The following is a 26,910-nucleotide window of genomic DNA, read 5'->3' as shown; positions in this document are numbered from 1 at the left end:
ACCCAACCCGCCCACGATGAGCCAGCCCAAATGCATCCTATCCGCAGTACACGCGCACAGCAACACCGAACGGTCAAGGCCTACGCTGCCCAGAGCGACGCCTATGCGTTTTTCAACCTGTTGATGGGGCCGGAATTGTTCGATGCCGTGGAATCTGAACTGCCGCCCCACCGAGAAAGGCAATTTCCCCCGACGGAGACGTTGTCGATGTTTCTGGCCCAAGCGCTGAGCACCGATCGTTCCTGCCAGAAGGCAGTCAATGACCGTGCGGTCAAATGCCTGGTTGGCGGCCTGGTGCCGGGCAGCACCCACACGGGCGCCTATTGCCGGGCGCGAAAGCGCTTGCCTTTGAAGATGCTCAGTACACTGGCGTGCCACGTGGGGCAAAGAGTCGCCACGCAGGCGCCGACAGCTTGGCATTGGCGGGGTCGTCCCGTCCGTCTGGTGGACGGGACGACCGTCGTAATGCCCGACACCTCAGACAATCAGGTCGTCTACCCGCAACCGACGAGCCAGAAGCCGGGACTGGGTTTCCCGCAGTGCCGGATCGTTGGGCTCGTTTGTTTGGGTAGCGGGGCGGTCCTCAATGCCACGACCGGCTCCTGTCGGGGCAAGGGCAGCGATGAGCAGTCGTTGCTGCGTTCGATATTCGATTCCCTGGAGCAGGGTGATTTACTGTTGGGCGACGCCTTCTACGCCACCTATTTTCTCCTCTGCTCATTACGCGAGCGGTGCATTGATGCGGTGTTTGAACAAAATGGCGCGCGGCAACGCACCACCGATTTTTGCCGAGGTCGGCAGTTGGGGCAGTGCGATCATCTGATCGTGCTGCCAAAACCCGCCAGCAAACCCGACTGGATGCCTCAGGCCGACTACGATCAGGCCCCCGAGAGTCTGACCGTACGCGAGCTTCGGGTCGGCGGCAAGACACGGGTGACGACATTGCTTTGCCCAAAACAAACCGACAAGACTGCCTTGAAATCGCTCTATCGGGATCGCTGGCACGTTGAACTCGATCTGCGCAACATCAAGACCACGCTCGGCATGGAACGACTGAGTTGCCTGACGCCTGCGATGGCGATCAAGGAAATCTGGGTCTATCTGCTCGCCTACAATCTGATTCGGTTAATGATGGCTCAGGCTGCAATGCTCTCCCACAGATTGCCGCGCCAACTGAGCTTCAAGCATACCGTGCAAATCTGGCTCGCCTGGGCACCCTTTGCGAGCCGCAGCCATCACAACATACACAGCGAACTATTCGTTTTAATCGCCCAACAACAGGTCGGTAACCGACCGGGCCGGATCGAGCCTCGCGCCGTCAAACGACGACCTAAACCCTATCCAATGCTCACCAAACCACGTAATCTCGCCAAAGCTATCGTCATGAAAAATGGACATCCCAAAAAGCTTAAGTAAGTGCCATTCGGGTCAGCGACATCTTGTCGAAGATGACGGAAAGCTAATCGTAGCTCTTGGTGTCGAGATATCGAGCGCAGACGCAGAGCAGGCTTTACTGCGTCAAGGCGAACCGGCTGATGGCGCTGGTGTCATCTGCAGCGACGGTCAATAAATTCAGCTCAACCGACTCGTCACGTACTTCGACAAACGCTTTGAAGCGTTTACTGTCATCCTCGGACGGGGCTTCGGTAGAAACCGACGCAGACTTGCAGGTGTTCCGGGCTGAGCTTGAGTTTATCGTCACCCTGGAAAACGCCGGGCCATTGGTTCTTGGCGTCGTCGAACAGGCTCTGGATGTTGGCTTTGAGTTGGGCGGCGGTGTTGCTGTTGCGGAAACGCAGGTATTTTTGGCGGCCGCGGTAGCAATACATTTCGTCGTAGAGCTTGGTGAAAATGAGCTTGAAGACTTCCTCGAAGGCGTCGACGCCGGCATTGGCGAGAACTTCGTCTTCCATGTCTTCAATGAGTTGCTTGAGGCTACGGGCGCCCTTGCCTTCGGCCATGCGCTTGTTTTCGATGTCGATCAGGACATCGATGGTCCACGGCTGGCCGGCGATGTCGTCGATGGTTTGCGTGACCTTGGGCAGGTCGGGGATTTCGACGAAATAGTTGGGGTTCTTGCGGTGCCAGATAACGGCCAGCGCGCCATTGCTCCACAGCGCAAGCGGGGCGTCTTTAGCGTGAGTGTAGGAGCGCAGCTGCTCCTTGCCGTCCTTGAGCTTGGTGGCTTTGACTTCGACAATGATGTAGGGGGTGTCGGCGTGGTCGGCATCCATGACCACAATGTCGGCGCGCTTGGAGGTATCGCGGCCAAAGGCGATCGGGTATTCGATATGAATGCGGCTGAGCGGGTAGCCGTAGGTTTCAGTGAGTTCGAGAAGCCAGAGCTGGCGGACGATTTCTTCCGGCTTGGCGAGTTTTTCCTTGCCGGTCGCCAGACATTTGAGCATGGTTTTTCCGTTCTTTTCGAACAGGCTGCTTTCAAGGCGTGCGATGTGCACGTCGGTGAATTGAACCAGGCTGCTGCGGACATTTACGTCCTTGAAAATTTCACTTAAGTTTTGCATGTCGTCGAAAGGTATGCCGCAAAGCAGCGATTCTGACATGCCGCTGGATTCCGTGGCCTACGAGTTCTGTATTTCAGTGTGACAATTGTTTTCGCTTCGGAAGATAATGCCCCCAATGGCTTTCCAAACTGTGACGCATTGCGTCACGAATTGATCCGGGGGCGCTACTGCATTTTGTTGCGGGTGGAGGGAGTGCAGAGTAAGCCGCACGAACCTTCTCACAGGTATTCTGTTTTTTCCTTTTTTGGCGGTCGACCGCAGCAGTCATTCCGTAAACAAAAAAACGCCGAGTTTCCCCGGCGCTTCGGTCTTTCCGCCTCGTCGTGCGGCTTATTCCATCGCCTCGTACAGCGGCAGGGTCAGGAACTCCGGGTATTCCGGGGTCAGCGACATCTTGTCGAAGATGACTGCGGCTTCATCGTAACTGGCGGTTTCTTCGCCCTGGGCGGTGACGGAGGCTTTTACCTTGGCCAGTTCCTCGGCGATCATCGGGCGGACCATTTCGACGGTGACCTTGCGCCCGTCGTCGAGGATGCCCTTGGGCGACACCACCCACTGCCAGACCTGCGAGCGGGAGATTTCGGCGGTGGCCGCGTCTTCCATCAGGTTGTGGATCGGCACGCAGCCGTTACCGGCTAGCCAGCTGCCCAGATAGTGGATGCCGACGTTGATGTTGTTGCGCAGGCCGGCTTCGGTGATCGGGGTTTCCGGCTGGAAATTTAACCAGTCAGCCGGGCCGAACTTGCCTTCAACCGGCTTGCCGAACTGGTTCGGCTTGTCGCCGAGCACCTTGACGAACTCTTCCATGGCGATGGGCACCAGGCCCGGATGCGCCACCCAGCCGCCGTCGTAGCCGTCGTTGGCGTCGCGCGTCTTGTCGTGGCGGATGCCGGCCAGCGCCTTTTCATTGGCGACCGGATCGTTCTTGATCGGGATCAGGGCCGACATGCCGCCCATCGCCGGCGCGCCACGCTTGTGGCAGGCCTGCACCAAAGCCAGCGCGTAGGAGCGCATGAACGGCACTTCCATGGTGATGGCGCCGCGCTGTGCCAGGCAGAAATCCGTGTTTTTCTTGAACTTCTTGATGCACGAGAAGATGTAGTCCCAGCGACCGGCATTGAGGCCGGCTGAATGGTTGCGTAATTCGTAGAGGATTTCTTCCATCTCGAAGGTGGCGAGGATGGTTTCGACCAGAACGGTGGCCTTGATCGTGCCTTGCGGCAGGCCGATGTGGTCCTGGGCCATGACGAAGATGTCGTTCCACAGGCGGGCTTCGAGATGGCTTTCCATCTTCGGCAGGTAGAAGAACGGGCCGGCGCCGCGCGCGATCTGTTCCTTGGCGTTGTGGAAGAAGAACACTGCGAAGTCGAAAATGCCGCCGCCGACGCGCTGACCGTCAACGGTTACATGCTTCTCGTCGAGATGCCAGCCACGCGGACGAATCTGCAGCGTGGCGATCTTGTCGTTGAGCTTGTATTCCTTGCCGGCTTCGTTCTTGAACGCCAGTTCGCGGCGGATGGCCTTGTACATGTTGACCTGGCCCTGGATCTGGTTGTTCCAGTTCGGGGAGTTGGAATCCTCGAAGTCGGCCATGTAAGAATCGGCGCCCGAGTTGAAGGCGTTGATGATCATCTTGGCTTCGACCGGGCCGGTGATTTCGACGCGGCGGCAGTGCAGGGTCGGCGGCACTGGCGCAACCTTCCAGTCGCCTTCGCGAACGGATTTGGTTTCGGGCAGGAAATCGGGCATTTCGCCGCCGTCGATGCGCGCCTGGCGCACGACGCGCGCTTTCAGCAGTTCTTGGCGACGGCTTTCGAAGGCGCGGTGCAGCTTGGCGACGAGGGCCAGCGCATCGTGGGTGAGGATGGTTTCAAAACCCGGCTTGATCGGGCCGGTGATTTGCACGCCCTGGGGCAGGTTCAGACTCATGGTAGCTCCTTTGAATGAAAGAGGATTAGAAATAGGTCTTCACTACTGTCCGGAGATTTTCGTGAATAAATTCAATTGGTTAGTCATTTGTGGTTCCTCCTGATTGGATTTGATATTTGTAATCAGTTGATTGATTGGTGTTTTCTCGAACAGAGTCAGGCTCAGAATCTGTAGGATTGTGTAGAGCGATGCCATGGATTTCAGCCGTTTTTTGAGGATGGCGACGAGCACATAAACGGCGATTGCGATCCAGACCTGAGTCTTGACTGAGTTCTCTGAAGTCCCGAAGAATGCCTTGATTCGCAGATGCTGCTTGATCCATTTGAAAAAGAGTTCCACCTGCCAGCGACAGCGGTACAACTCGGCGATGGTCAGGGCAGGAAGGTCGAAATTGTTGGTGAGGAAAACGAGCAACTTGTCGTGCTTGGCATCGTAGAACTTCACCCGACGCAAATGGATTGGGTAACCCTGGCTGGGCCGTGGCCCGGTCAGCATGATGGTTTGGTCGCAACGCAGACCGGTCGTTTTGTCGACTGGATGCGAATAGACCCGCCGGTATTGAAGGTTGGATTTGGCGCGCGTGACAAAGAAAGCTTGGGTCAGATGCAGGGCGTGGAGTCGGGCGAAATCGATATAACCCCGATCCATGACGTAGAAACTGCCAGCCTCGAAAATGATCTGATCGAGGATATTGACATCGTGGAGCTTGCCGTCCGAGATGTGAATGAAAGTCGGGATGTTGCCCCGCAGATCGAGGAGCGTATGGAGTTTGACAGCCCCTTTGCGTTTGCGAAAACGCGCCCAGGGAAAGAGCGCCAGGCACAAGTCGATCGTGGTCGAGTCGAGGGCATAGACTGTATGCGTCAATTCCAAGCCGAAGCTGTCCTCGGCATAGAGTTTGCGCGCCGTCTGGATCAGGCTGAGGGCGAAATCCTGATAGATGCGCCAGTCGCGGTTCTCGTTGGCGTCCGCCAAGGTACTGCGGGCGATGCCGCCGCGAATGCCCAGATGATAGAGCTTGGCTTCGTGGGCACGCAGGCAGGTCTCGATGTCGCGCAGGCTTTCCCGGTAGGTCAGTTGCGCGAAGGCCATGCACAGAAACTGATCGAGGTGAGAGAAAGTGAGCGTCGGGTAACGGCCAGGGTACTTGGCCACGCAGCGCCAGAAGGTGTGCAGTGGCAGATGATCCATCACTTGGGCGAATACCAGCTTCCCTGTATGCATTGAACCACCCCCGGAAAAATCCGTTAGTTTCCAACACATTGAAATCGGCAACACCTACGAACATCGTTTATGTGCTTTCTTTCAAGCAGTTAAAACTCATCACCCCGGACATCTCCGGACAGTAGTGATAGGTCTTGATGAAATAGATGACGGTCAGGCTGGCGCCGACGGCGATCACTACCCGCTTGAGCCAGATGGCCGGCAGGCGGCGGGCGAAATTGGCCCCGAGATAGCCGCCGAACATGGCGGCGACGAGAATCACCATTGTGTGCGGCCAGCTGATGGCGCCGGCGATGATGAAGGTGGAGGACGAAACGAAGTAATTGACGCCTGAAGTCAGGTTCTTGAGCGCATTGACTTCCTGAATGTCCTCGAAGCCCTGGATGGAGAGCGCGGCGAGGGTGAGAATTCCCATGCCGGCGCCGAAAAATCCCCCATAGATGGCGACGATGAGCTGAAACAAGGCGCCGCCGGGGCCACCCGGGTTGCGTTTGTTCACATCGCCGCCGAGCTTCCCCTTGCTCCAACTGACCAGTCGCGAGACCTGGCCGCTGAAGGCGAACAAGACCGTGGCGGTCAGCAGCAGCCAGGGAATCAGCATCGAGAATGCCGCGTTGGAGGTCGCCAGCAGCAGCAAGCCGCCGGCGATGCCGCCGACCAGCGAAACGGCAACCAGCAGTAGCGCCCACTTGCCATGGCGCAACGCTTCGCGGCGATAGGCCCAGGCGCTGATCAGACTGGCCGGGCAGAGGCCGACGGTGTTGCTGGCGTTGGCCATCACCGGCGGCACGCCGGCCGCGAGCAGGGCCGGGAAGGAGAAAAAGGTGCCGCCGCCGGCCATGGCGTTCATGCCGCCGGCCAGAAAGCCCCCACCGGCGACGAGGAGGATCTCGGCGATGTTCATGATCAGCGGACAGCGCAGGGTAAATTGAGCATGTGACGGATTCTATCGGTACATGAAAGATAAAATAAGACCCAATTCTAGCGAAGATTCTTTTACTAAAAGTATAAGGTTATGGATGCCTTCAAGCAGATTTCAGCTTTCGTGAATGTCGCGACGCGCGGCAGTCTGTCGGCGGCGGCGCGTGACGAGGCGGTGACCCCTGCGATCATCGGTCGGCGCATCGACGCGCTGGAGGCGCGCCTCGGCGTGCGCCTGATGGTGCGGACGACGCGCAAGCTGACGCTGACCTTCGAGGGCCAGGCCTTCCTCGAGGATTGCCAGCGCGTCTTGAACGATCTCGCCAATGCGGAGGCGGCGGTGTCGCTCGGCGGCATCCGGGCCAGCGGCCAGTTGCGCGTCTCGGCGCCGGCCGGCTTCGGGCGCAGCCATGTCGCGCCGCTGGTCGGCCGTTACATGCGCGACAACCCGGAAGTAACGGTCAACCTCGATCTGTCGGACCGTCTGGTCGATCTGGTCAATGAACACATCGACTGCGCCATCCGCATCGGCGAACTGACCGATTCGAGCCTGGTCAGCGTGCGCCTCGGCGAAATGCGGCGCATGGTGGTTGCCAGCCCGGCCTATCTAGTGGCCCATGGTATCCCGCGTTCGCCCGATGATCTGATGCGTTTCAACTGCCTGTCGCTCGGCCAGCAGCGCGGCTGGGTGTTTCGCGATCCGGTGACCGGCGAGGTCGATACGCGCAAGGTCAGCGGCACTTTCGAATGCAACGATGGGGCGGTGCTGCACGAATGGGCGCTGGCCGGGCTCGGGCTGGCCTGGCGCTCGCTGTGGGAGGTCGGGCTCGATCTCAAGGAAGGCCGGCTGACCTCGGTGCTCGATGCCTGGCAAACGCCGCCGATGGGCATCTACGCGGTCTTTCCGCAGCGCCGTCACCTGCCAATGCGGGTGCGGCTGTTCATCGACCTGGTCAAGGAAATCTACGGTCGGCCGGGTTATTGGGAACTGGAGTGAAAATGGCATGAAAAAGCCGGTTTACCGCATCCTCGGCCTGATGTCGGTCGCCCTTGGCGTGGTCGGCGCCATTTTGCCCATTCTGCCGACGACGCCATTCCTGCTTCTGGCCGCCTATTTCTTCGCTCGCTCGCACCCGGAGTGGGAGGTCAGGTTACTGGAACACCCCAGCGCGGGACCCGCTATCCGCGCCTGGCGCGACCATGGCGCGATTCCATTGGCCGCCAAACGTCTGGCGACGCTGTTGCTGGCGATCAGCGCCGTGGGTGGCTGGCTCACGTTATCCGAACCGTGGGCCTTCGTGCCGCTCGGCACCGGCATCATTGTCCTCGCCTGGATATGGTCGCGGCCCAGCATCTGAATGCTATGCCGCCGGTACATGGGTGAACGCCCGCCAGGCTTCGAGCTTCCTTGCGAAGGGCAGGCCGGCGTGGGCCGGGCTGGTCGACGGCAGTCGAGTGAATCCGATCCTCCGCTCCGCCATGGTAAACCTGATGTGTCGTCGGAAGCAGCTTTCCGCCTTGGCGCCGTTGAAAAAGACGTGGTGGATCGCGGTGTGGGCGGCGAGGAATCCGGCAAGGTCGTTGGCTACCAGCGATTCGTCTTCAATGGCGGAATCGAGGCTACCTCGACGGTGACAGGAAGCGAGAACGTCCCACACGGCAATCCCCGCGACCTTCAGGGCGTCGACCCTGGTCGGGTAATCCCGGGATGCGTCGAAGCCGAGCAGGTGTCCCATGATCGGCCAGAAGGCATTGCGCGGATGGGCGTAATACTGTCCGGCGGCGAGCGACGCCTGACCCGGCATGCTGCCGAGGATCAGGAGGCGGGCATCGGGTGTGGCGATGGGGGGAAAGCAGTACGCCTGGTCGGACATTTCTCAGCCGAAACCGAAAAACGCCCGACGCCCGTCATGCATTGAAGCCCGTTCAGCGCAAGGAATCCTGTACCGACTGGAACTGGCGCACCCACGGCCGGTTGGTGCGCAACTCGGGTGGCAGCGTGGCGATGGCGGCGCGCGCCTGGGTGATCGTCGGGAAGACGCCGAAGAACAGGTTGTAGCTCTCGCGCTGACCTTGCTCGGTCACGGAAAAGGCCAGCGAGCCCAGAGCCAGTCGCTCGACGTTGCGGTCGATGAAGCGCGCCATGTCGCCCTGGCTGGGTGAGGTCACCAGTTGAACCGTGTACGCCTTGGGGTTCTGCTGGAGCAACCAGCGGCTGTCATGGAGGACCCTGGCGCCGGCGGCGCTCTGCATGCCCAGCCTGCGCACCGTGGCGCGCAGGTCGCCGAGGCTCTTTTCCAGACCGGAAACCTTGCCCGAAACCTGGTCGATGCGCGCCTGCTGCTGCGTATCGGTTGTCTGCTGGACGGTTTCTCGCGCCGAGAGGCCGGCTACCTGGCCGTTGATCTCGGTGATCCGCGCCTCATTCCGCGCTATTGCCGATTCGGTGCTGGCAGGGGCGAAGGCTGGCTGCCACTTGACCATGGCGAAGCCAAAAATGGTAAGCAGCAGCAAGGCGGCGATGGCGAGATGGGTCCGCTTGAACCTGTCGTGGGTGTCAACCCGGTGGTCCGCCAGCCCCGTGGCGACATTGCCGATGGCCCCGTCGAGGCGCCGCGTCTCTGTTTGCAATACCCAGACCAGGCGTTGCACGTCCTGAAACTCGGCATAGTGTTCACGCTGCAGGGCGCCCAAACCTTCGACGCGCGCCTCGACGATTGCGTGTTGTCTCTCCGCTTCCTCGCGCACTGCCTCGATACGGGTCTTGTTGCCGCGCGTCGCGGTATCCAGCAACTCGCAGGTGATGTCGAACTGATCCAGACGCGCGTGCTGCTCGGCGAGAATCCGCTCTTGCGTCCTGAACAGACCTTCCAGCGAATCGATACCGGAATCGAGTCGCGCCACGTCCGCGCTGATGCGTGCGTTGTTGCTCGCAAGTCGAGCGTCCCAACGCTGCTCGCTGTCGGCCAGCAACTCACGGGTTTCGCCGCGAATCGTCTCGATCCGTTGTTCCGCGGTGGCGGCATGCCCGGCCAAGGCCAGGGTCTGCTGCTCCAAATCAGCGCCGAGCCGATTCACCTGACTCGATATCGCGGCGCCGGACTGGCGCATTTCAGCCAACTCGCTTTCAATACGGCGGTTGTTCTCGGCGTAGAGCGCGGTCAACTCGTCGTAGTCGCGCAGCACGCGGTCAAGCTGAGCGTTGATCTCCTTCGGTGTCACGCTGGAGCCATTTGCCTGGGTGAGTTCCAGCAGCCGGGCCATCTTCGGTTTGATGACCGGGATCGGTGTCAGCAGCGGATCGGCGGACAAGTTTTCAAGCTGGTCAGTGGCCGGAATTGGCAGTTCTGCGGTCTTGGTCATGGTCGACCTCCTTGTGGTGGATTCACGAGTTTGCTCCTGCCGTGGCAGAAGCAACAGCGGACTTAGGCGCATCCTAGCGGACGAACTCCGCTTTGGTGCTCCTTTCATCGGGGGATCAGTCGCCGGGTGTTGTATGTGCGCAACCGTCACTATTCCCTATCAGGCAAGCGGATCGGCGAATAATTCAGTCTCGCGAGAGGCGTTCCGGATAACTGATCGCTACTGGCGGCACCATCTGACAACAACCGTTGTCTCAGTCGTTCGGGAGGTGGCGGCTCGTGTAAATGCGGCTGGCCAGGCTCTCAGGCACACATCTCGGGCCCCGGATAATCTTTTTTCGTGGGCGTTTTTAGATGAGCAGATGAGAAGGGCCGGCACCTTGTGAGTGCCGGCCCTGGTGCTACCGGTTGAGGTAGCGATGAAGCTTAGTGGAACTGCTCTTCTTCGGTCGAGCCGGTCAGCGCGGTGACGCTGGACTTGCCACCCTGAATGACGGTGGTGACTTCGTCGAAGTAACCGGTGCCGACTTCCTGCTGATGGGAGACGAAGGAGTAGCCACGGTCGCGCGCGGCGAATTCCGGCTCCTGAACCTTCTCGATGTAGGCCGTCATGCCCCGGGCCACGTAATCCTGGGCCAGATCGAACATGTTGTACCACATGGAATGGATGCCGGCGAGGGTGATGAACTGGTACTTGTAGCCCATGGCGCCGAGTTCCTTCTGGAATTTGGCGATGGTCGCATCATCCAGGTTCTTCTTCCAGTTGAAGGAAGGCGAGCAGTTGTAGGCCAGCATCTTGCCCGGGTGAACCTTATGCACGGCTTCGGCGAACTTGCGGGCAAATTCCAGATCCGGCGTGCCGGTTTCGCACCACACCAGGTCGGCGTAGTCAGCGTAGGCGATGGCGCGGGAGATGGCTTGGTCGAGACCCTTCTTGGTCTTGTAGAAGCCTTCTGCGGTGCGCTCACCGGTCAGGAACGGCTTGTCGTTGTCGTCGTAGTCGGAAGTCAGCAGGTCAGCCGCTTCAGCATCAGTACGGGCGATAACCAGGGTCGGCACACCATAGACGTCGGCAGCCATACGGGCAGCGATCAGCTTCTGGCAGGCTTCGGTGGTCGGCACCAGCACCTTGCCACCCATATGGCCGCACTTCTTGACCGAAGCCAACTGGTCTTCCCAGTGCACGCCGGCGGCGCCGGCGCGGATCATCGACTTCATCAGCTCGTACGCGTTCAGGACGCCGCCGAACCCGGCTTCGGCGTCGGCGACGATCGGTGCGTGGTATTCAACATAACCAGGATCGCCCGGGTTGATGTTCTTGGACCACTGGATTTCATCGGCGCGGTTGAAAGTGTTGTTGATGCGCTCGACGACCTTGGGCACGGAGTCAACCGGATACAGCGACTGGTCGGGATACATGGCGGAGTATTCGTTGTTGTCGGCGGCAACCTGCCAGCCGGACAGGTAGATGGCCTTGACGCCTGCCTTGACCTGCTGCATCGCCTGGCCGCCGGTCAGGGCGCCCAGACAGTTGACGTACGGCGTGTTGTTGACCAGGTTCCACAGCTTCTCGGCGCCACGGTGGGCCAGGGTGTGCTCGACCTGGAAGGAGCCGCGCAGACGGACCACGTCAGCGGCGGAGTAGCCGCGCTTGATGCCCTTCCAGCGTGGGTTTTCAGCCCAGTCTTTTTCGAGGGCGGCGATTTGCTGTTCGCGAGTGCTCATGTTTATTCCTCAAGAGTTTGGATTTTTGATTGGTTCCGCGACGTCCGCCGGTCAGATGACGAGGCATCGATGGGGCGAAAGTATAGAGATTTTTTTGTGGGAAAGCAACAGTCTTATATAAGACATAAGACCTTTTCTTTCTAAGTTAAAACAGCGTATTACGATCGTGGGTTCACGATGCAGAACGCTGTTCATATCTATGAAATGGCTTTGTGCCGTCAGCACAACGGCTTGCTGCTTGACCAACCCACTATCCTCATCGGCGTAGATGAGTTCGCTCAGTCAATGGTGGCGGGGTCAGATACTGCCTCGACTTTCTTGGTCAGGTGAAAGTCTCCGAGCGCCTATTTCAATGAAGGGCGGATTTGCTCTGGCTGCCAACCAGCAATGCCTTGGATGTTGGAAGCCAAGCCATCGCCGTGGCGTTGGCGGGGAGATCGATCGTTGCTGCCTGAGTCAAGCGAAGTTCTTCGGCCTTGGCAATTGATGTCGTAAGGCCCAAGAAAACAAACAACAGGAACAAATTGCCGACGCCCCTTGTTTTAATCGATTTTCCCCGTCGACCGCAGCGGTGATCTTGTTCTGGTTCAGCACAACGGCTTGCTGCTGACCAGCACACCATCCGCGTCGGAATACGGATATTCACCTGGATTGAAGGTGATGCCGCCGAAGGTTACGGCGATGTCGCGGTCGCCGACACCTTTCTCAATGCTTTTCCGGAGTACGTGCCGAGGAGCGCGGCAACGAAGATGGCCACCTCTTGGGGCAATTGTTAAGCGATTACAAAGGACAAACTACCGCAGGAACTCGCCCGAACGCTCCGGTTGAAATACTACATTCAAGATACGAACCAGGAGCAATCCACCGCCGGGTTTGGGCCAGGAGATTGTGTCGCCTTCTCGCAAGCCAAGCAGCGCGCTACCAACGGGGGCAAGAATTGAAATCTTTCTCGTACTGTCGTCGGCATCGTTTGGATAGACAAGCGTCAGGGAAAACTCCCTGTCTGACGATTCAACCCTGAACGTTACCGTTGAGTTCATTGTGACGACATCTGGAGGCACTTTCTGCGGTTCAACAATGTTAGCCCGGCCCAACTCGGCCTGAAGTTCGTCCCCGTCGGGAAAATCTTTGCTGCTGAGGGAGTCGAGCATTCGTTCGAGTCGCGCGGCATCGAGTGTCGATATGGTGATGGGTGGTCTTTGTTCCATGGTGAATCTACCTTTTAACGTAATGGTTTTTAGTAGTGACCAACATTCCGGTTCAGTGGCCCGCACAGCGAATCTGCTTCAACCGGACGTTAGTCACTAACCAGTTCAATCATCACAAATCATGAGAAGAATTCAGGATGCGCAAGCCATGGTTGGCACTATGTTGAAGCGGGTCAATGAGCAGGCCGCAGCGACGACTGAACGTCCCAATCGAGTGAGGTAGTAGCGATAGGTATGAGTGACTTTCTTGATCAAGCCGAGCGTACGCAGTCGGGCAAGTTGGCGCGACATGGCGGACGGAGTGAGCTTCAGATAGCTGAGAAGATCGGCACGACGCCAACCGTGAATGTTGAACTCGCCGCGTTGCATGGTTTGCAGCAAGGCTTTCTCGGCAGGATCAAAGAAGTTCACCCCTTTGACACCGGGAGCCGCCCCCAACCGTGGCATGCTCAATCGCTCCAAGTCACGCTCGCCGGCACTGGGGTCATCGAGGCTGGAGAGGAACGCCAGGTAACGTTGGTTGCAGCCGAGCAGGATGTCGCGCAGGTCGATCAGGCTATAGATTGTCTTCTTCAGGGGCGCCAATTCTCGGGTGGCGTGCCTGTCCTTGTGTTCCACCTTGCGGTGGTGTTTGAAGAAACTCACGTCATTGACGGTCGTTTCGACCCGCAGTACGCGGGAGAATTTGTCATACACCTTGACGCCAGCGGCGCCCATGGTGTGCTTGATGCAGCGCCCCTCGATACGGGTGGACAACCGGGAACCGATCTCCTGGGCCAGTTGTGGCGTGACCTTCTTGCCCAGAAAGCTGGAGACGCGTTCTGCGTTGGCGGCCAAGACCGCTTGGCGCGAAATGGCGTCATACAGTGGAACCAATATCTGCTCACTGCGAAACATCAGGTCGGTGGAGTATTCGACTTGGCGCAAGCTCCAGTGATACGAGGATCCAAAGACGTCAAGCACTGGGCACAACCACTGCGCATAGCGATCCAGTCGCGGGTGAAGTACGTCGGGACTGAACGCATCCGCCAGCGCCTGCGCCTGCGCGATGTCGGCGACACGCAGGAAGGCGTTGTCCTGCTGGAGGAAGTCGATCCTTTCTCGCGTCAGAGTTCTTGCCAGAGCGCTGTGACCATTACAGTAGAACTGCAACCCGAACGGTGCCCACGTCGGCACACGCAGGTAGCACAACCCCAGTTCCTCGTCGATGAAATAGAAGTAGTAGTGCAGGCACTTGCCTTGATCGGGGCGCAGGTAAGTCTTGCCACTGCCTTTGTCATGCCACGGTTTGTAGCTCGGACAGGCTTCCATGGCCGAGAGCACATGCACCAAACCCGGTGCGTCGCCGCGACCGGCGAGCACTCGCGCGACCAACTCTTCCTTGCGAATATGGCTTTTGCTGACGTGCTCGATTTCAATACCCGCCGCCAGACACACCTCCTGCGCACGCTCACGAATGCGATCTCGCAGCGGCTCGGCAAATCGCGGGTAGTCGAATACCCGAATTCCGTGCGTGTACAAATAACTCGTCATTCCTGCCGCGTAGCACGCACCAGGCAGCGTGCCGGTGATAATGATCCGGTCAAAGCACGAAAGCACGCCATGCATGTTCGTCGCGTATCGTTCCGCCAGAGCCATCGCCAACATGATCGCCTCCTCGGTCATTCGTCAGGCTTCTATCGTAATACCTGTTTGGTTCCGGCTCGTCCGGCTTAGGTTCAGATGATTGTCGATATGTCCTCCACCCTCTTACCCTTTGTTGGCTTTCTCTACTCTACATCATGTTCTATTTTGGCAGGGTGTATCGAGCCTCGATCAGATTTGTATCAATTTGCCGGTATCAACAGGCGCAAGGTCTTGCCGTTGCTCGATCCACTCGACCTGATCCGCCAGGTAGCTGTCTTTCACGGCGGCTCGGAACCAGCGCGAATAGTCACCGCGTCGCAAATGAAACAACCATGTCTCTTCATCGAGTCCTATTCAACACGCGCCAACAGCTGATTGATTCTGGCGGATTTATTTCCGCTTTCATTTAACCCGGATGTTTCATAAACCCGCCGCGTGATGTCAATGTCGTGCCATTCCAGCCGTGATGCGAGTCAGCTTGCTGCGAATTTTTCTGGCAACCCGCCATGATGGGCCACATAGTCCTACGTTTGGGCGTCACACCCTGCCGCCATCGATCCCTGGACAGGGTGCAGGCGAGACTTCACCTCCGCTCAAGCGGATTCGAGCCGGCAGCATGAGACGGCGTCGCCGAGTCGATCAGGCCGGTGCCGGCGGGCGCGGGACGAGGTAAAGCAACTCGGTCACCCGCGCCAGCACCCCCTTCATCGGACACGAGGTGGGCAAGGACAGCTTGATCCGATCCTTGTACTGCACCACGCGCACCGCCAACTTAAAGAGTTTCAGGATAATCGACAGCGGTTGCGCCTTGGCCAGTTCCGTATGCACCAGCGTGTTCTCGCGCAAGCCGTGAATCAACCCATACGCCGCACACGAATAGATCAGCCGCAGGTGATTGGCGAGGAAGGCATGATCGGAGGTCCGGTCACTGGCCAAGTCGTTCTTCACCGCCTTGATGAAGTTCTCGTCCTGCCCTCGAGCACAGTACAGCTCTTTGTAAAGCACCTCAGGCGTCGGGTCGGACAGCGAGGTCACCAGGTACCGCGGGTTGTCACCCAAGGCCATCACCTCGGCCTTGACCACCACGCGGTAAGCCTTGGGCCACGAGCCCGCCTGATACTCGATATCGTCGTACAGTCGTGTCGCCGCCGGGGCTGGATTCCCCAGGCGCTGGGCGTTGGCGCTGTGTGTCTGGTGCAGCGCACGGGCTTTCTCCAGCAGCGGCTCGGCCTTGGGCGAGAGCACCTGGTTGCCGGCCAGGCCGAAGAGGAAGTCCAGATGCGGATCGGACGCGCACAAGGCCATCAGTTCGGGATTCGAGAAGTGGCCATCCCCGCGCAGAATGATGTGGGTCTCGGGCCAAGCCTGGCGGAGCAAGCGCAGCACGCGCTTGATGATGGCCGCGTTCTCCTTGCCAGTCGGGCGTTTGCCCGGACGCAGGACGGCAGTAATGAACTTCCCGGAAAGTCCTTCGAAGAGAAACAGCGGCAGGTAGCAGTGATTCCCGTAGTGGGGGTTATAGAACGCCAGTTCCTGCTGCCCGTGAGTGGCATCCTCCGAGTGATCCATATCGAGCACGATCACGGCAGGCGCTTGGGCGTAGCTGGCGATGAAGGCGTCGACGAAGCTTTTGGCCAGGCGGTAAATGTCTTTGCGCGATACGCTGTTTTCGAGCCGGGAGAGCGTGGGGCCGGAGGCCAGGTCATTTCCCTCGTCCAGCGGGGCACGACCGACCGCCAGTTTGAACAGCGGATCGCGCCGCAGCGTGTTGGCGTCATTACCGTCGGCGTAACCGCTGGCGGTCTGGAATATCCGCTGACGAAGCAGGTCGGCCAGGGGATGGTCAATGTACGAGGCGTGGCGTTTGTCGTGAATCGCGCTGACCAGGCGGGGAATCAGGCCGATTTGCAGGTCGATGCCACGCAACAGGAGTGCGCCAAAGTCGGAGGACATCGCCCCGCCGTCAAACTCTGCCCGGATCGTAAATCCGGCGCTGGCGGGAAAGCGAAGCTGGGTTGGGATAGAATAGTCCATAGGCGGTCTCGTTTAGGCTTCTTACAAAGCGTTATTGGCGTAACCCCAATTATATCAATGGGTTAAACGAGATTCGCCTGCTTTTATGAAAAATTCGGGTTAATTTCTCTTTCATTACCAGCCGAAGCGGCGGATGTAGTAGCGCTTCATCATTGAGGTCAGCAGGGCGTAGCTGAACAAGATCCCGAGCAGCCACACAAAATAGGACCAGGGTAGCGGCTGCAGCTTGAAGTAGTCGGCCAGCGGCCCCATCGGCAGGAAAATGCCGACGGCCATGATGAGCAGCGTCATTCCCAGCAGCGGCCAGGCGGCACGGCTTTCGATGAAGGGGATTTTGGGCGTGCGGATCATGTGCACGATCAGCGTCTGCGTCAGCAGACCAACGACGAACCAACCCGACTGAAACAGAGCCTGATGTTCGACGGTGTTGGCCTTGAACACAAACCACATCAGGCCAAACGTGAAGATGTCGAAGATCGAACTGAGCGGCCCGAAGAAAAGCATGAAGCGACCGATGCTGTCGGGATTCCACGTCAGCGGTCGGCTGACCAGTTCCGTATCCACGTTGTCGAATGGGATGGCGATCTGCGAAATACTGTACAGCAGGTTCTGGACCAGCAGTTGCAGCGGCAACATCGGCAGGAAGGGCAGGAAAATGCTGGCAATCAACACCGAGAAGACGTTGCCGAAGTTGGAGCTGGCCGCCATGCGGATGTACTTGAGCATGTTGCTGAAGGTCTTGCGACCCTCGATGACACCCTCTTCGAGCACCATCAGACTGCGCTCGAGCAGGATGATGTCGGCCGCCTCCTTGGCGATGTCGACGCCACCATCGACCGAAATGCCGATATCGGCGGCACGCAGCGCCGGTGCGTCGTTGATGCCGTCACCCATGAAGCCGACGACATGGCCGTTGCCGCGCAGGCTGCGCACGATGCGCTCCTTGTTGAGCGGCGAGAGCTTGGCAAAGACCGTGTTACGTTCGACTGCCACGGCCAGTGCCTGGTCGTCCATGGCATCGATCTGCGGACCGAGTACAAGGCCGTCGACGACGAGTCCGACCTGACGGCAGACTTCGGCCGTAACCAGTTCATTGTCGCCGGTGAGCACTTTGACGACGACGCCGTGCGCAGCCAGCGCTTTGAGCGCCGGCGCGGTCGACTCCTTGGGCGGGTCAAGAAAAGCGATATAGCCGATCAGCGTCAGCCCCGCTTCGTCGGCCTTGGAGTAAACCACATGATCGGGCGGTATCTCTTTCATGGCGACCGCTACCACGCGCAAACCGTCCTCGTTCAACTCGCGTGTGACCTTCTGCAAGCGTTCCTGTACGCTGGCGTCGAGCGGATAGGTCTGTCCCTCATAGCGCACATGGCTGCACACGGCGAACATTTCTTCCACCGCGCCCTTGCAGATCAACTCGTGGTGATGCGCGCGCTCCGACACCACCACAGACATGCGGCGACGCTCGAAGTCGAACGGGATCTCGTCGATCTTTTTATAGTTCCGGGCAACGTCCAGCTCGGTTTTCAGCTCGACATGCTCCAGAACCGCGCGGTCGAGAAGGTTTTTCAGGCCGGTCTGGTAGTAGCTGTTGAGATAGGCAAAGCCGAGCACCTCGTCAGATTCGTGGCCAGCGATATCTGTGTGGCGTGCCAGCGCAATCTTGTCCTGGGTCAGCGTGCCGGTTTTGTCGGTACACAGCAGATTCATGGCGCCGAAGCTCTGAATCGCGTCCAGTCGCTTGACAATCACTTTCTTGCGCGACAGCATCACTGCGCCGCGAGCGAGGGTCGAGGTGACGATCATCGGCAGCATTTCAGGCGTCAGGCCGACCGCCACCGACAGGGCGAACAGGAAGGCTTCGGGCCAGTCACCCTTGGTAAAACCGTTGATCAGCAGCACCAGGGGCACCATGATCAGCGCGAAGCGGATCAGCAACCAGCTGACCTTGTTCACGCCGACCTGAAAGGCGTTCGCTTCAGCCCCGCCGCTGACACCCGTAACGCGCCGCGCCAGGGTGCCGAAATAAGTGTCGTTGCCGGTCGCCAGCACGACCGCACTGGCCGCACCCGAAATGACGTTGGTGCCCATGAACACCAGGTTGGCCATGTCCAGCGCGGACGGGGATTCGGATCTTGCGGCGGGGAACTTCTCCACTGGCAGGGACTCGCCCGTCATCGCCGATTGGCCGACGAACAGGTCGGTCGCGGTCATAATGCGACAGTCCGCCGGGATCATGTCGCCAGCCGACAGCATTACGATATCTCCGGGCACAAGTTGCCTGATCGGAATCTCGATCGTGCCCCCAGCCGCTTGGGCGACACTGGTGGCTGCCTCGACTTCGGCCGGATCGACGCGCCTTCTCACGCTGGCGGTGTTGCTCACCTGCTCCTTGAGCGACAGGGCCGCCTGATTGGAGCGCCGCTCCTGGACAAAGCGTATCAAGGTTGCCAGCAGCACCATGCTGCTGATCACTACCGCCGCCTGGGTGTCCCGGGTGAAACCCGAAACAGCCGCGAGCAGGGTCAGGAGCAGGTTGAAGGGGTTGTTGTAGCTCAGCCAGAGATGCCGCCACCAGCACACGGGGCGCTCGTGCTCAACCTCGTTGAGGCCATGTTGCGCACGCAGGTTGTCGGCTTGTGCATCGCTCAGTCCGTGCACCGACGAGTCCATCTGCGCCAGCAAACCCGCCAGTTCGCAGCTTGCCTGATCGACCAAGCGGCGGTTCAAGGTTTCGGAGAGGCGCTCGGCCCGCCTGCCGCGCGACAGCGAATCGAGGATGGCCCGACGCCGGAACAGGCTGCTGCTCTGACGCAATGCCAAGAATCGGCCAAAGTACTGACTGAAAATGTTCATGTTGTCTTGCTCAACGATCAGTCAATCACATACAACGATGGCACCATTTTCGGCCACAACGGGTAGTCAATCAAGGAGAGGGCAGGGCAGATCAGAGCTTGAAGGGCTTTGAACACAAACGTCGGGTGACAGGGGATGAAGTCGCGAACAAATGGGGATAGCCCGCGTTTTCATCGATTTTTCCCGTCGACCGCAACGGTGATGTTTCCTGCCTCAGCACAAAGCCTTGTTGCTGACCAGAACGCCATCTTTATCGGCATAGAGGAATTCGCCGGGATTGAAGGTGACTGCGCCGAAGGTTACGGCTATGTCGCGGTCGCCGACGCCTTTCTTGATGCTTTTCTGGGGATGCGTGTTGAGGGCACAGACGCCGATGTCGATGCCGTTGATGTCGGCGGAGTCGCGGATACAGCCATAGGCGATTACGCCTTCCCAGCCATTTTTTTGCGCCAGAATGGCCAGTTGGTCGCCGATCAGGGCGCAGCGCAGCGAGCCGCCGCCGTCAATGACCAGAACCTTGCCGGTGCCGTTTTCGGCGAAGGCCTCGCGCACCAGCGAGTTGTCCTCAAAAACCTTGAGCGTGACGATCTCTCCGGAAAAGCGCTGGCGCTTGCCGTAGCGTTGGAACATCGGGGTCACGATGCGAACGGTCTTGCCGAGTTCGGCTTCGAATTCGTCACAAAGATCGGCGGTCTTGAAGGTCATGGCGGTCTCCCTGGCAGAAAAAAAGCCACGCATCGCATGGCTTGATTGAATGAAAGTGGAATTTTATACGACGGCTTCGGCTTTTTCTTCCTCGAAATCGAGCCTGATTTTTCCATCCTTGTCGAGGTCGACCGTGACATGCCCACCGTTCGCCAGTTTGCCGAACAGCAGTTCGTCGGCGAGCGCCGAGCGGATAGTGTCCTGGATCAGGCGGCCCATCGGGCGGGCACCCATCAGCGGGTCGAAGCCCTTGGTGGCGAGCATTTCCTTGACCGCATCGCTGAAGTGCGCTTCCACCTTCTTCTCGTGGAGTTGCTCTTCGAGTTGAATCAGGAACTTGTCGACGACACGAATGATGACGTCGTGATCGAGCGACGCAAAGGAAATGGTGGCGTCCAGGCGGTTGCGGAACTCCGGCGTGAACAGGCGCTTGATTTCGACCATTTCGTCACCGGTTTGCCTCGAGTTGGTGAAGCCCATGCTCGACTTGTGCAGATCGGCGGCGCCGGCGTTGGTCGTCATGATGATGACGACATTGCGGAAGTCGGCCTTGCGCCCGTTGTTGTCGGTCAGCGTACCGTGATCCATGACCTGCAGCAGGATGTTGAAGATGTCCGGATGCGCCTTTTCGATTTCGTCGAGCAGCAACACGCAGTAAGGTTTCTTGGTAATTGCTTCGGTCAGCAAGCCGCCCTGGTCGAAGCCGACATAACCTGGCGGGGCGCCGATCAGCCGCGAAACGGCATGGCGCTCCATATATTCGCTCATGTCGAAGCGCGTCAGCTCGATTCCCAGGGCATAGGCGAGCTGCTTGGCGACTTCGGTCTTGCCGACGCCGGTTGGGCCACTGAACAGGAAGGAGCCAATCGGCTTGTCCGGATTGCCGAGGCCCGAACGCGCCATCTTGATCGCCCGGGCCAGCGCGTCGATCGCCTTGTCCTGGCCGAAAACGACAGCCTTCAAATCGCGATCGAGATTCTTCAGTGCGCCGCGGTCGTCGGTCGTGACATGCTGCGACGGAATACGCGCGATCTTGGCGACGATCTCCTCAATGTCGGTTTTGTTGATGACTTTTTTCTGCTTCGATTTCGGCAGGATTCGCTGCGCTGCACCAGCCTCGTCGATGACGTCGATTGCCTTGTCCGGCAGGTGGCGGTCGGTGATATAGCGGGCGGACAATTCGGCGGCCGAACTGATCGCGGTGGCCGAATATTTGATGCCGTGGTGCGCTTCGAAACGGGCTTTTAGACCCTTGAGGATATCCACGGTTTCGGCAACCGACGGTTCGTTGACGTCGATCTTCTGGAAGCGTCGCGACAAGGCGCTGTCCTTCTCGAAAATACCGCGGAATTCGGTGTAGGTCGTCGCGCCAATGCACTTCAAGGCACCCGACGATAGCGCCGGCTTGAGCAGGTTGGAGGCGTCCAGCGTGCCGCCCGAAGCAGATCCGGCGCCGATCAGCGTATGGATTTCATCGATGAACAGGATGGCGTGCGGATTGTCGCTCAACTGCTTGATGACGCCCTTGAGGCGCTGCTCGAAATCGCCGCGATATTTGGTGCCGGCGAGCAGCGAGCCCATGTCCAGAGAATAGACGTTGGCCTTGGCGAGAATTTCCGGGATGTTGCATTCGACGATGCGCCGCGCCAGGCCTTCGGCGATGGCGGTCTTGCCGACACCGGCTTCGCCGACCAGCAACGGATTGTTCTTGCGCCGCCGGCACAGCGTCTGGATGACGCGCTCCAGTTCGCGGTCACGGCCGATCAGCGGGTCGATCTTGCCCTGCAGCGCCAGCGCGTTGAGGTTGATCGTGTATTGCTCGAGCGGACCGGCCTGTTCCTTTTCGCCTTCGGTTTCCACTTCGCCTTCTGGTGAATTCTTCTGCTGCGGAACCTTGGCGATGCCATGCGAGATGAAATTCACCACATCAAGGCGCGTGATGCCCTGTTTCTGCAGGAAATAGACGGCGTGCGAGTCCTTCTCGCCGTAGATGGCGACGAGCACATTGGCGCCATTGACTTCCTTCTTGCCGGACGACTGGACGTGCAGGATGGCGCGCTGGATGACGCGCTGGAAACCGAGCGTCGGCTGGGTGTCGATGTCGTCCTCGCCGGAAACCGTCGGCGTGTGTTCGTTGATGAAATTGGTCAGATCCTTGCGCAGCGACTCGGGCTTGGCGCCGCAGGAGCGCAGCGCCTCGGCCGCCGACGGATTATCGATCAGCGCCAGCAGCAGGTGCTCGACGGTGATGAACTCGTGACGCTTCTGCCGTGCTTCGACAAAAGCCATGTGCAGGCTGACTTCGAGTTCCTGGGCAATCATCAGTTTTCCTCCATGATGCAAGCTAGCGGGTGCTGGTGCTGACGGGCGAACGCACCTACCTGTTCAACCTTGGTAGCGGCGATGTCGCGCGGGAACAGCCCGCACACGCCGCGACCTTCATTGTGAACTTTGAGCATGATTCTTGTCGCCTGTTCAGTGTCCATGGCAAAAAAACGCTGAAGGACAACGATCACGAACTCCATCGGCGTGTAATCGTCGTTCAGCAACAGCACCTTGTACATCTTTGGAGGCATCGCCTTGGCACGTTGTGCTTCCAGCAGACTCCCTTCCTGAGACTTCGTAGCCATGAAACAGATTCTATACAGTCCATTCCATTGTGCAACTGTTACCGCAGGAACAAAAAAATTCCCGGAAAGTGCTGCATTTTCCGTAGCTTATGCTGCGCCGCGTCAATTAAATTTGTTGACGCTGTGAGACGACGGGGGTAGAAAGCGCTTGTGTTTGGATTCACGTTGCATCAAGGTTGCCGTGTGAGCCGGGTCACTGAACTCAAACAGGGAGTCGGGGAGACCCGTAATTTATTCGCTTATTGTAAGAAAGTTGCAAACATGGCAATCGGTACTGTCAAGTGGTTCAATGATTCCAAGGGCTTTGGCTTCATCACTCCTGACGATGGCAGCGAAGATCTTTTCGCACATTTTTCCGCCATCAACATGAGCGGTTTCAAGACACTTAAAGAAGGTCAAAAAGTTTCCTTCGACGTTGTGCAAGGCCCCAAAGGCAAGCAGGCTTCCAACATCCAGGCAGCCTGAGCAACGGGTAGGCAGCTAATTCAAGCCCGTCTGAACACCAGGCGGGCTATTTGTTTTCCGGCTCCATGACCTCGCAGTTTCATGTCGTCAGATCGGCGGACTGCGGCGAATGTCAAACGCTCGCAGTTGCGTTTGTCACTTCGCTGGTGGCCCAGTGGCCGGACTTTCCTCCCGATTTCTCCAGCAGGCGAACGTTCTCGATACGCATGCCGCGGTCGACTGCCTTGCACATGTCGTATACGGTCAGGAGGGCGACGGCCGTGGCGGTCAGCGCCTCCATCTCGACGCCGGTGCGTCCAAGGCATTCGGCGGTGACAGAGCAGTGCACTGCATTCTGCGCGACGTCGATTGCGAACTCGGCGCTGACCTGGGTCAAGGCGACCGGATGGCAGAGCGGGATCAGTTCGCTGGCCCGCTTGGACGCCTGAATTGCGGCAATCCTGGCGATTCCCAGAACGTCTCCCTTGCTCGCCGACCCGGAGTGGATGAGCGCCAGCGTCGCCGACTGCATGAAGATGCTGCCGGCGGCGCGAGCGACGCGGACCGTTTCGGCCTTGCCGCCGACATCGATCATGTGCGCCTGTCCGGACGTGTCGAAATGGGTAAGTATTTGATCAGTCACGATTTGTTACGTTTGGTTACGAGTGGGCAGCGGGGTCAAACACCGCCCAGTGTATCATGGCATGATGTCTGTCTCGCATCGTCTGCTCTCCGGATTCCTGGCCTTTGCCCTGATCGCGCAGCCATTGTACGCCGACGATCTTCCCGAACTGGGCGACGTGGCGAGTAACGATCTCTCGCTGGCGACCGAGAGGAAGATCGGCCAGAAGATCATGGACGAGATTCGCTGGCACGAGGCGTCTTATCTCGACGATCCGGACGTCGAAAATTATCTGAATCAGCTCGGCGAGCGTCTCGTTGCCGTCAGCAATGATCCCGGATTGGGCTTCCAGTTCTTCGCGATCGATGATACGAGCATTAACGCGTTCGCGATGCCGGGCGGCTTCATCGGTGTCCATGTCGGACTGTTGTTGGCGGCGCAGACCGAATCGGAGCTTGCCGGCGTTCTCGCCCACGAAATATCGCACGTGACGCAGCGCCACATCGCGCGCCAAATGTATCAGTCGAAACAGCTCACGATGGCTTCGATGGTAGCCATGGGGCTCGCGCTGCTTGCCGCGCGCTCCAGCCCGCAGGGGGCCATGGCGGCGATCAGCACCACGCAGGCGGGGGCCATGTCGGCACAACTGGCTTTCTCGCGTGATTTCGAACGCGAAGCCGACCGCCTGGGTTTCGAGAGCCTGCGCCGCGCCGGCTACGATGTGCGCGGAATGGCCGCGTTCTTCGAACGTCTGCAGCAGTCGACGCGCCAGTATGAGAATAATGCCACCGCCTACCTGCGGACCCATCCGCTGTCCGGCGAGCGCATGTCCGACATGCAGAATCGCGAACGGCCCATCGCCTACCGTCAGGTTGCCGACAGTCCGGAATTTCAACTGGTGCGGGCCAGGGTGCGGGCGTTGCAGGGGCGTCCCGTGGACGCGGTCAAGGAGTTCGAGACATTGTTGCGCGAGCGCAAGTACGCTTCCGAGGCAAGTACGCGCTATGGACTGGCGGTGGCTCTCGCGCGCAACCGGGACTGGGCGGCTGCCGAACAGGAGCTTGTCGTTGTGCGCAAGCTCAAGATGGCGTCACCGATGGTCGACCGGCAACTTGCCGAGGTCAAGATCGGCCGTGGCCAGAAGGATGCGGGCCTGACGCTTTACCGCGAGGCGATAGTACGCTACCCGTTAAACATGCCGTTGCTCTATGGCTACGGCAGCACCCTGCTCGCCGAGAAGCAGTTTGCCGCTGCTCTCAGGTTTGCCGACGACCAGTTGCAGAACCACCCTCAGGATGCGCGTTTCCTCAAGTTGCGGGCAGATTCTCATGCCGGTCTCGGGCATCGTTCGCAGTATCATCTTGCACTGGCGGAACTGACCGCTCTCAAGGGACAGACAGCCGGGGCAATCGAACAACTGCAACTGGCGCAGCAGGCCGGTGATGCCAACTTCTATGAGATGTCGATGATCGACGGTCGTCTGCGCGAGATGAGGAAGCGGCAGATCGAGGAGATGAAGGAACGGCGGAATTAGGGGTAGAATCCGCTGTCGTCATATTGGGTGACCCGCCATGGAAATTGATCGCGATCTTGATGTAAAGGGGCTCAACTGCCCGCTTCCCATTCTCCGTACCAAGAAGGCGCTGGCTGAAATGGAAACTGGCCAGGTGCTTCGCGTGCAGGCTACCGACCCCGGTTCGGTCAAGGATTTTGCCGCCTTTGCCAAGCAGACCGGGAATGAGTTGCTGGAACAGAAGGAAAAAAACCGCGTTTTCGAGTTCTACCTCAAGCGCAAATAGATCCAGCGTTTCTCGCGCTTTTCGAAAATCGGCGGGCACTGCGGGGGTAGCTCAGTCGCTTGGCGTTTCGAAGACTCTGTCGACTGTGTGACGGTTTGCGACGAAGCCAGTCTGACCGCAACGCTGGAGGCTGTCGAAAGCGGCCGCTCGCGCGCTTCTGGCGCTTCAGGCATCGCTTCGTCATGGATGCTGCCACGGTCGAGACCTGGCTTGGCGAGGACGGGTCGGCGCGCTACGCGCGGGCATCGACGAAAATTGCCATGCAGCAGCGGTCGACCGTATCCGGGATTAGATTTCCGCTGGCGACTGCTATCAGGCCAACTTCACCTTTCAGCTGATATTTGAATAGGTTGGCCACCCTCTGGCAGTCTACGCCCCGGCAGACAGTCAGCTATGGAGGCTTCCTTGGCGATGCCGCGGGCGGCGTCGTTTCGCTTTCTCCGAAGCTTTTCCTGGAACGGGCAGGCGCACGTCTGGTAACCCGATCGATGACGCCCTGCGCTGTCTTCCGGCAGGCTCTTCGCTCTTCGACCCGGTGTTTCTGAATGAACGGGGCGAGGTGGCCGAAGGCGCTCGCAGCAATGTCTTCGTTGGCCGCGACGGAACATTGCTGACACCGTCGCTCTCCAGCAGCGGCTGCCTTCCCGGTGTTCTGCGCGCCGAACTGCTAGCAGCCTGTCGGACTTTCTCGGAAAACCATGCCAAATGGGATTTACGCTCAGAAATTAGGCGGAATTTTCAGTTTTACAACAGTTTCGAACGCGCTTTCGCCCAAAGCACCTCTGAAAATCTCCGTAGCGGTCGTGCATTTCCTAAGTCCGACAGGCTCCTAGCCAGCGGCCGGGCGAGAGAGGCGGTACCGATGCCGGATGACCTGGAATCGGATTTCTGGCTGGGCAACGCCCTGCGTGGCCTGCTCAGTGTCCGCTTGCCCGGCCCGGAAGCGCCTCAAAGGGAAGGGGAATCAACCGCGCAGACGGCGCAGGTAGAGGCCGATCAATGTAAACAGGGCAGCGGCCACACCGAAATAGAACGCCTTTGCCGCTACGTCCTGATACTCTATCAGAATCGGGGTGTCGTCTTCCACCTTGTAGCGGATGGTCGTCTGAAAATGCCAGGAGGAGGCCTTGGCTTCGATGATTCCCTTGTCAACTTTCCATTTCAGCCAGTTCTGCGCTTCCTCGATGTCGCCTGCCGGTTCGGCAGGTGTCAGTGAGGTGAAGAGACCCTTGGCCTTGGCATCGGCCAGGTCGCCATAGGCGAAGCCGCAGGGCTCATTGTTGGAGCAGACGGCAACGAC

At 59.0% G+C, this 26,910-nt stretch carries 24 protein-coding genes and 1 pseudogene; 8 read left to right on the top strand and 17 right to left on the bottom strand.

Annotated elements, in window-relative coordinates:
* Positions 1 to 30 precede the first annotated feature (30 nt).
* Positions 31 to 1,416 carry an IS4 family transposase gene (locus IPP03_08920; GenBank protein MBL0352767.1) on the top strand — a complete coding sequence of 462 codons (1,386 nt, stop codon included), beginning with the start codon at positions 31 to 33 and terminating at the stop codon, positions 1,414 to 1,416.
* 94 nt (positions 1,417 to 1,510) lie between these two features.
* Here IPP03_08920 and IPP03_08915 read toward each other — a convergent pair.
* The 4 genes and pseudogenes from IPP03_08915 to IPP03_08900 form a co-directional block, all read right to left on the bottom strand.
* Positions 1,511 to 2,525: pseudogene (locus tag IPP03_08915) on the bottom strand (type I restriction enzyme HsdR N-terminal domain-containing protein).
* Between the two features lie 330 nt (positions 2,526 to 2,855).
* Entirely contained in the window at positions 2,856 to 4,454 is a 1,599-nt protein-coding gene (locus IPP03_08910) for a malate synthase A (protein MBL0352766.1), read from the bottom strand.
* 42 nt (positions 4,455 to 4,496) lie between these two features.
* Positions 4,497 to 5,678 (bottom strand): IS4 family transposase, encoded by a 1,182-nt coding sequence (locus IPP03_08905; protein ID MBL0352765.1) that lies wholly within the window; start codon positions 5,676 to 5,678, stop codon positions 4,497 to 4,499.
* Positions 5,679 to 5,745: 67 nt separating this feature from the next.
* Entirely contained in the window at positions 5,746 to 6,582 is an 837-nt protein-coding gene (locus IPP03_08900) for a sulfite exporter TauE/SafE family protein (protein ID MBL0352764.1), read from the bottom strand.
* Positions 6,583 to 6,693: 111 nt separating this feature from the next.
* Between IPP03_08900 and IPP03_08895 the strand changes: the two genes are divergently transcribed.
* Together IPP03_08895 and IPP03_08890 are read left to right on the top strand one after the other, a co-directional pair.
* A complete protein-coding gene (locus tag IPP03_08895) occupies positions 6,694 to 7,596 on the top strand; it encodes a LysR family transcriptional regulator (GenBank protein ID MBL0352763.1) in 903 nt (300 codons plus the stop codon).
* 7 nt (positions 7,597 to 7,603) lie between these two features.
* Positions 7,604 to 7,957 carry a YbaN family protein gene (locus IPP03_08890; GenBank protein MBL0352762.1) on the top strand — a complete coding sequence of 118 codons (354 nt, stop codon included), beginning with the start codon at positions 7,604 to 7,606 and terminating at the stop codon, positions 7,955 to 7,957.
* A gap of 3 nt (positions 7,958 to 7,960) precedes the next feature.
* On the opposite strand, the gene IPP03_08885 is transcribed toward IPP03_08890, so the two are convergent.
* The 7 genes from IPP03_08885 to IPP03_08855 form a co-directional block, all read right to left on the bottom strand.
* Complete coding sequence (locus IPP03_08885; protein MBL0352761.1) at positions 7,961 to 8,473, bottom strand: DNA-deoxyinosine glycosylase; 513 nt, start codon at positions 8,471 to 8,473, stop codon at positions 7,961 to 7,963.
* Between the two features lie 52 nt (positions 8,474 to 8,525).
* Positions 8,526 to 9,962 carry a hypothetical protein gene (locus IPP03_08880; protein ID MBL0352760.1) on the bottom strand — a complete coding sequence of 479 codons (1,437 nt, stop codon included), beginning with the start codon at positions 9,960 to 9,962 and terminating at the stop codon, positions 8,526 to 8,528.
* A 425-nt stretch (positions 9,963 to 10,387) separates the two neighbouring features.
* Positions 10,388 to 11,686 (bottom strand): isocitrate lyase, encoded by a 1,299-nt coding sequence (gene aceA, locus IPP03_08875; GenBank protein MBL0352759.1) that lies wholly within the window; start codon positions 11,684 to 11,686, stop codon positions 10,388 to 10,390.
* A gap of 349 nt (positions 11,687 to 12,035) precedes the next feature.
* The gene (locus IPP03_08870) at positions 12,036 to 12,332 is read right to left on the bottom strand and encodes a hypothetical protein (protein ID MBL0352758.1); all 297 of its coding nucleotides are present in this window, start codon (positions 12,330 to 12,332) and stop codon (positions 12,036 to 12,038) included.
* The gene (locus IPP03_08865) at positions 12,274 to 12,456 is read right to left on the bottom strand and encodes a hypothetical protein (protein MBL0352757.1); all 183 of its coding nucleotides are present in this window, start codon (positions 12,454 to 12,456) and stop codon (positions 12,274 to 12,276) included. The genes IPP03_08870 and IPP03_08865 overlap by 59 nt, the downstream gene beginning before the upstream one ends.
* Before the next feature lie 24 nt (positions 12,457 to 12,480).
* Positions 12,481 to 12,894, bottom strand: coding sequence for a nucleoside diphosphate kinase regulator (gene rnk, locus IPP03_08860; protein MBL0352756.1), 414 nt, complete (start codon positions 12,892 to 12,894; stop codon positions 12,481 to 12,483).
* A 132-nt stretch (positions 12,895 to 13,026) separates the two neighbouring features.
* Positions 13,027 to 14,559 (bottom strand): MarR family transcriptional regulator, encoded by a 1,533-nt coding sequence (locus tag IPP03_08855; GenBank protein MBL0352755.1) that lies wholly within the window; start codon positions 14,557 to 14,559, stop codon positions 13,027 to 13,029.
* Between the two features lie 57 nt (positions 14,560 to 14,616).
* On the opposite strand from IPP03_08855, the gene IPP03_08850 reads away from it, so the two are divergent.
* Positions 14,617 to 14,895, top strand: a complete 279-nt coding sequence (locus IPP03_08850) for a hypothetical protein (protein ID MBL0352754.1) — start codon at positions 14,617 to 14,619, stop codon at positions 14,893 to 14,895.
* A 264-nt stretch (positions 14,896 to 15,159) separates the two neighbouring features.
* Here IPP03_08850 and IPP03_08845 read toward each other — a convergent pair whose 3' ends face one another.
* From IPP03_08845 to clpS, 5 genes are all read right to left on the bottom strand, one after another.
* Entirely contained in the window at positions 15,160 to 16,554 is a 1,395-nt protein-coding gene (locus IPP03_08845; protein MBL0352753.1) for an IS1380 family transposase, read from the bottom strand.
* A gap of 114 nt (positions 16,555 to 16,668) precedes the next feature.
* Positions 16,669 to 19,410, bottom strand: coding sequence for a magnesium-translocating P-type ATPase (gene mgtA, locus IPP03_08840; protein MBL0352752.1), 2,742 nt, complete (start codon positions 19,408 to 19,410; stop codon positions 16,669 to 16,671).
* A gap of 213 nt (positions 19,411 to 19,623) precedes the next feature.
* Positions 19,624 to 20,115 (bottom strand): ribonuclease E activity regulator RraA, encoded by a 492-nt coding sequence (gene rraA, locus IPP03_08835; GenBank protein MBL0352751.1) that lies wholly within the window; start codon positions 20,113 to 20,115, stop codon positions 19,624 to 19,626.
* A 63-nt stretch (positions 20,116 to 20,178) separates the two neighbouring features.
* Positions 20,179 to 22,437, bottom strand: a complete 2,259-nt coding sequence (gene clpA, locus IPP03_08830) for an ATP-dependent Clp protease ATP-binding subunit ClpA (GenBank protein ID MBL0352750.1) — start codon at positions 22,435 to 22,437, stop codon at positions 20,179 to 20,181.
* Positions 22,437 to 22,745, bottom strand: a complete 309-nt coding sequence (clpS, locus tag IPP03_08825; protein ID MBL0352749.1) for an ATP-dependent Clp protease adapter ClpS — start codon at positions 22,743 to 22,745, stop codon at positions 22,437 to 22,439. Before clpS ends, clpA begins: the two co-directional genes overlap by 1 nt.
* 261 nt (positions 22,746 to 23,006) lie before the next feature.
* On the opposite strand from clpS, the gene IPP03_08820 reads away from it, so the two are divergent.
* Complete coding sequence (locus tag IPP03_08820) at positions 23,007 to 23,210, top strand: cold-shock protein (protein MBL0352748.1); 204 nt, start codon at positions 23,007 to 23,009, stop codon at positions 23,208 to 23,210.
* Between the two features lie 112 nt (positions 23,211 to 23,322).
* On the opposite strand, the gene moaC is transcribed toward IPP03_08820, so the two are convergent.
* Positions 23,323 to 23,832, bottom strand: coding sequence for a cyclic pyranopterin monophosphate synthase MoaC (gene moaC / locus IPP03_08815; GenBank protein MBL0352747.1), 510 nt, complete (start codon positions 23,830 to 23,832; stop codon positions 23,323 to 23,325).
* Positions 23,833 to 23,896: 64 nt separating this feature from the next.
* Between moaC and IPP03_08810 the strand changes: the two genes are divergently transcribed.
* From IPP03_08810 to IPP03_08800, 3 genes are all read left to right on the top strand, one after another.
* Positions 23,897 to 25,345, top strand: coding sequence for a M48 family metallopeptidase (locus IPP03_08810; protein MBL0352746.1), 1,449 nt, complete (start codon positions 23,897 to 23,899; stop codon positions 25,343 to 25,345).
* A 37-nt stretch (positions 25,346 to 25,382) separates the two neighbouring features.
* The gene (locus IPP03_08805; protein ID MBL0352745.1) at positions 25,383 to 25,610 is read left to right on the top strand and encodes a sulfurtransferase TusA family protein; all 228 of its coding nucleotides are present in this window, start codon (positions 25,383 to 25,385) and stop codon (positions 25,608 to 25,610) included.
* Positions 25,611 to 25,971: 361 nt separating this feature from the next.
* Positions 25,972 to 26,826, top strand: a complete 855-nt coding sequence (locus tag IPP03_08800; GenBank protein ID MBL0352744.1) for an aminotransferase class IV — start codon at positions 25,972 to 25,974, stop codon at positions 26,824 to 26,826.
* The last annotated feature ends 84 nt before the right edge of the window (positions 26,827 to 26,910 follow it).

The organism is Candidatus Dechloromonas phosphoritropha (assembly GCA_016722705.1).
GTDB classification, from domain to species: Bacteria; Pseudomonadota; Gammaproteobacteria; order Burkholderiales; family Rhodocyclaceae; genus Azonexus; species Azonexus phosphoritrophus.
This window is presented reverse-complemented; position numbering and strand designations above follow the sequence as displayed.